The 3,521-nt window shown below is 33.1% G+C and carries 4 protein-coding genes; 1 reads left to right on the plus strand and 3 read right to left on the minus strand.

Annotation, left to right across the window (positions count from 1 at the left end; translation table 11 throughout):
• Positions 1-552: 552 nt before the first annotated feature.
• From E2K98_RS30275 to E2K98_RS30285, 3 genes are all read right to left on the minus strand, one after another.
• Entirely contained in the window at positions 553-1,149 is a 597-nt protein-coding gene (locus E2K98_RS30275) for a hypothetical protein (RefSeq protein WP_133340681.1), read from the minus strand.
• 462 nt (positions 1,150-1,611) lie between these two features.
• Positions 1,612-2,064, minus strand: coding sequence for a hypothetical protein (locus E2K98_RS30280; RefSeq protein WP_133340683.1), 453 nt, complete (start codon positions 2,062-2,064; stop codon positions 1,612-1,614).
• Positions 2,065-2,193: 129 nt separating this feature from the next.
• On the minus strand, positions 2,194-2,571 hold the full coding sequence (locus tag E2K98_RS30285; protein WP_235824986.1) for a UPF0158 family protein: 378 nt from the start codon (positions 2,569-2,571) through the stop codon (positions 2,194-2,196).
• Positions 2,572-2,902: 331 nt separating this feature from the next.
• Here E2K98_RS30285 and E2K98_RS30290 point away from each other — a divergent pair, with 331 nt between their 5' ends.
• Complete coding sequence (locus E2K98_RS30290) at positions 2,903-3,199, plus strand: hypothetical protein (RefSeq protein ID WP_133340685.1); 297 nt, start codon at positions 2,903-2,905, stop codon at positions 3,197-3,199.
• Positions 3,200-3,521: the final 322 nt, after the last annotated feature.

Raw genomic sequence — 3,521 nt, forward strand, 5'->3', positions numbered from 1 at the left:
CGGCCCGCTACCTAACTGTCTACGCTTAAAGACTAAAGTTACCTTTAGCCCTCCAAGACTCGCTACGAGCGAATGGCTAGTTCTTACTCGACGGGAATCCCACCCGTTATATGATACGACCTATGCTCGGCCGCACAAGCACCCGTTAGCCACCCATGAAGCGCAAAAATCATCGCTTCACCACAGAGAATGAAAATGGATCAGGCAATCTATACTGTTTTAATGCTGGCGAAGAAAGTCTTTGAACTATGGTGCCTTTGAGCCCATCCGTTAGTCTGACTCCAACGACCACGGTGTACCACCGACTGTCGCGCCCATTTAGGGGTAGCATTTATGGGAGATTAATCCTTTTTCTGGTTGTTGCGCCAGCCTTTGTGATTTAATTTTAAGTAGAAAGGTATTACTATTACGTTTTACCAGCCAACCTCATACTCTTTCCTTCAAGAGGCTCAGCCTTTTTTAAAAAAACTAATTTTTCTGGGTCTGTTTTTTCATGCCCTTTTTCCGTTTTTATTTTCATGGGAGTTGAACAAGGGTAACTTTGTCTTTTCATTAATTTTTTGGAGTTATAACTTTATATTCTTCTGGTATATGTAAAATTGTTTCGTAATACGCATTTGTAGTATATTGGCCAGATATATTTTTATTAATTTTTTTATAAGTTAAAAACGGTTTTTTTATTGGTTCTTTTTGAATAATACATTGTAAAACTATTTTTTTTGAAAGTCTATGCTTATCTAATAACGATATTTTAAACCAAAGAGGTTTTTCTCCATTTATATAGATAGAATTAATTCCATTAACCTCATTATTTAGAAGTAAGGAAAAGTCATCTACATTTTTTTTATGTTCAGGTAATGATAAAATATAAGGCTTTAAATAGCCTTTTTTCCATTGGGTTTCATTAATTGAAAAATTACAATTCATAATTGAATTGGTTAAATAACCTATTATTAAAAGTGTAATTACAAAGAATAATCCTCTAAATGATAAGCCAAGAAGAGAAAATGACTTCCTATCTTTTAATAAATGTACAATAAATACAATTCCAAAAAATATCCATAATATTTCACTTATAATCAACATTGGTGCATTTGATGCACTTTCTAATTCTTGATGTACTTCAATAACTCTAGTAATACTGGGCAACTCTAATTTCCTCCTGAGATTTCATCATTTATATTTCATTCTGTTTCCCTTTTGTACAGCAATTAAAATTACACCTACCTCCTTTATTGAACATTACAGAAAGAGATATAATCACTTCCAAAATTCACTTTAATTATATAATTAACCATCTTTTAACAACAGAATGATTAATAAACTTATCTTAACATTTCTACTTATCTCAGTGGATAATAAATACAATTATTATTCAACTATCCTGCCCCTTTAGTCATAAGAAAGTGCGCCCTTGACAAGCTAAATCCGAAAGGATATTTGGTCTATAAGTTGAACAAGGAATAACTCTATTCATACTGAATAAAACGCTAAATAAAAACATTTGGGTGTGGTGGGTTGACAGTTTCGTTCATATCAGTGCAATAAGAAAAGCCGCCACAATGACAGCCTGACGCAACTCTTGAACCCGTTTGTTGAGTAAGAATTTTTTTAGTCTCCGTTAATTACTCCGTATCTATTTTGTTTGCCCATCCATGAACTAGCATCACGCCACTTAAGACTCTTGGCAGAAATCCAACTATAAGAACCAAGTGTATAATCTTCGGGGTCCGAATCATAGTAATCAGACCAATAAAATAGACCTTTATGTAAAATAAGCTTTGCTTCATCAATAATGGAATCATAATTAATTGGACTTGGAACGATATGAAATTGGGTTACACCTTTAAATAATAACTCAATTTCAGAAGGATCACGATACTGCCTATGGAAAAGGATTCGTACATTAGTATCGAGTTCTGGTGACATAAATACCGATAAATTCTCATCAACATAACTCTCAGTCCACATATGCAATACCTTTAAACAGCTATCATGGAACCCACCAAATTTGTCAAAAAGGTTTTCAATATCATTACTATCTTTAACGTCTATCCAATCCATCGGAAAACACCCACTCTTGTTAATTGTTCTCTACATCATCATAGCATTTTTATCATTTTCTTCTTGCACTAACCTGCCATTTAATTTATAAAAAAGGTGATTACTCCTTGGTTTAGTAATCACTCTCTTTCATTCCTTTTCAATAAAATTAATTTTATTTTCCTTACACCATTCAATCGCAATTTGTTTGAAACACTCGTCCCGGTATAAATACCATTGATCTTCTATTTCAAAATCAATTATTTTGTCCTTAAACCTTCTAAAGGCGCCCTTTCCCTTAATTGCCCTTAATAAGGATTCCTGCTTCCGTTGATCACTTACTGTTAAGCAAAAGTTTTCCATTATTTCATATTCATTTACTTCATATTTAGTAGGTAACTCTAAATAATTTTCAAAGTTTTCAACCACATCAATTGCAATCATTCTATTTTCCTGTTCCCATTCAGGTAAATGATCAAATGGTTTTTCGTCTTCAGCAGCTCTCTGGTCCTCCGACGTTACTAACACAAATTCACCCGTTTTAATATTCAGTAATGAAGTGATTCTTCGAACTGGATTTCCATTTCCTCAATTATGTCTTTTAGTTTAACTTGTATACTCATTATTTGATCACCTTTTTATATTTTTGCTAATGCACCCGTTACTTTAAGTATATTTTTTCACAATCTTACTTTCCCATAAAAAATGAGATTTCGTAGAAATTCCTCTTCTTCTACACAAGTACTCCTCTTTTAGTACACATTGCGTTCGTACTGTTCACCATTAGAATAAGTTTTTTATTTTTTACGTTCTTTATTATCCATTATTCCATACGTTTATTAATGGGGAGTGAAAAATAATGCAAAATGAAAAGTTTGATACTGAAATACTTAAATTAATTGAGAATAAGCTTGATTATATTTACTCCATAGCTAAATGTAATTATAATGATAACCCCGAATTAATGGATACTATTGAAAATTTAGCTCAGGTAGCAAAAATGTTTGCACAAATTAGAATTCAAGAATTAAAAGGTCTTGAAAAAACCTCGAGCCCACAAGGATTCATAGTGTCTAAATTAGCTAACTCATATTCTAGAATGCAAAATTATGAGAAGCAAAAAAAAGAGATTAACGTTCCTCCTTGGAAGCTATAAAGCTTCTTTTTTTGTTCTCCACGGCCAAAACTTTTTTACAACCAGATGGAAACTGTAAAAAATCAGTCGTTAATTTCAAATTCGACATTTATGTGAGTATTCACTTTTCCAAGTCCCCTGCCTTTATTGAAAAAGAAAAGGAGATGTCCCGCAACACCTCCCATTCTTTCTTATACTCGTCGAGTAGAAGGGAGCCTTTCTACCTTGCGGTAAATTGTACTCCTCCCCCCTCACAGAACCGTGCTTGCGCTATTAACGCACACGGCTCCTCCTAGTTATCATTTACAAAATATAGCTAATTTCTTTTCTTAAGTCATATATA

It is taken from the genome of Bacillus salipaludis, from assembly GCF_004358205.1.

Excerpts from the sequence above, each read along its gene's own strand:
- E2K98_RS30280 (WP_133340683.1), bottom strand. The coding sequence starts at position 2,064 with ATGGATTGGATAGACGTTAAAGATAGTAATGATATTGAAAACCTTTTT.
- E2K98_RS30290 (WP_133340685.1), top strand. The coding sequence starts at position 2,903 with ATGCAAAATGAAAAGTTTGATACTGAAATACTTAAATTAATTGAGAAT.